This window comes from Neobacillus kokaensis, assembly GCF_014656545.1.
GTDB classification, from domain to species: Bacteria; Bacillota; Bacilli; order Bacillales; family Cytobacillaceae; genus Neobacillus; species Neobacillus kokaensis.
This window is the reverse complement of record NZ_BNDS01000062.1, coordinates 1-1,779: the sequence shown is the minus strand read 5'-3', so window position 1 is coordinate 1,779 and position 1,779 is coordinate 1. Positions and strand designations below refer to the sequence as shown.

Below are 1,779 nucleotides of genomic sequence, written 5' to 3'. Positions count from 1 at the left end.
GGGCGTGCCGGGGAGCCTCCTGATATGAACGAAACTGTCAAGGCTCCCACTCTAAAACAGGTTTTGATCTACTTTTGACCAACTCTAAGAAGAGAAGCTATTTGCCGCTTCTTCGCTTGCTTGGTTAGATAGTTAGCCTTACTGGCTAGAGGAACTCCTTCTTTAGCTTACTGACCACTTCTCACCTCTTGGAATGGCTGTCAAGTGCTTTCCTTGATAGCCATTCCAAGAGGTGAGACACTCTTTTAAGCTAAAGATGGATTAATCTTACCTCCCTCATCATTTTTGGATAGATGTTAAGGACACGGCACGAAGGCAAAAATCTCTACTGCGGTTAACGCTCTGATATTCGTGGGTTTTCACATTTTATCTTTCCGTATAAAGGACATATCCACTAACTCGGGACGTGCGTTAATCTAAATAGATATAGCACAGAGGAGGCACGTGGGTTTTCCTTTCCGGTTTTCTCTTTGCCTTCGAGCCCTATTCTCATCGATCTATTTTAATTTCAAATGTTCTGTTCATCACAGAAACATCCTTCCTTAAGCTTTTGGTACAACTTCGTCTATTTCTTGCGTGATTGCCCAAATAAAACCGGCTAATTCTCTTGCCACTGCTGTTATGGCCTTACCACTTTCTTTTCCTCTTGATAATAATCGAAAATATTTCTTATGAAGTCTGTTTTGTGCTTTCCAGGATATTGCTTGAATAGTTGGCGATAGCCCATTTTGTCTCTTTTGTAATTCACCTTTTACAGATGGTTGATATCGATAACTCCAGGCTGATTCCACTAGTAGACGTCTAACATGCCGATTTCCTGTTTTGGTGATTTTTCCTTGCCTTCTACTATCACCACTCGAATATTCACTTGGTACTAACCCCACATATGCCATAAACTGTCTAGGGGTGGAAAAACGTTTAAAAGAACCTATTTCTGCTGCAATGCTAGTAGCTGTAATAAGTGCTACGCCTCTTAATGCTTGTAAAGCTTGAATAGTTGGGGCATGGATACCGTCCGACGCTTGTATTCTGATTTCTTCTTCTAGTCTTAAGATTCGTTGTTTTATCTCTTTAATTTGATGATAGTATTCTTGAAAAACCACTTGTAGCTTAGAGTTTTCAAACTTTAACGTGTCCAGCCATCTATAATACCTAACGGTCCACTTTTTCCCTTTTGAAGGCGGATGAATATCATAACGTAGTAAAAATTTACTTAATCGGTGTTTTGCTCTTAATTCGTCTTCTACTGCATCTTCTCGGCACCTAACGAGATCTCGTAAAGCTTCATCCTCTGGAGTAGGAACGTAAACAGAAGTTAACTCCCCAGCCCGATATAATTTAGCCAGACGAATGGAATCTCGACGATCCGTTTTAATACGCTCTCCAGGTTTTTGAGGAATTAAAGATGGCGCTATCACATTACAGTGAATATTCAATGTAATGAGTAACCTATACAATGCATATCCAGTAGGCCCTGCTTCGTAACACACTCGTAAGTTTTCGCTGTTTCCCAGCTTTTTCATTAATTTCTTAACTGCTTCTGGGGTATTCGAAATCATGCCCCAGTATCTTGGCTCATCTCGTCCTTGATCTGCAATCGCGACAGCTATTTTTTCTTTTGATACGTCTAAACCTACATATTTTATGGTATCCTTCATAATAACTAGCTCCTTTCGTAATGTAGCTCTGATTTGGTTTGGTTTTCCACTAGACATTCTAACCAAATTAATCTACGTATTTACGAGTAGGAGCTAGTTTCGTTCATGATAACTCGGCGCT

1 protein-coding gene is annotated in these 1,779 nt (G+C 40.1%); it reads right to left on the bottom strand.

From position 1 onward, the window contains the following. Positions 1-542: 542 nt before the first annotated feature. Positions 543-1,658 carry an IS110 family RNA-guided transposase gene (locus IE222_RS26150; RefSeq protein WP_191277309.1) on the bottom strand — a complete coding sequence of 372 codons (1,116 nt, stop codon included), beginning with the start codon at positions 1,656-1,658 and terminating at the stop codon, positions 543-545. Between the last annotated feature and the right edge of the window lie 121 nt (positions 1,659-1,779).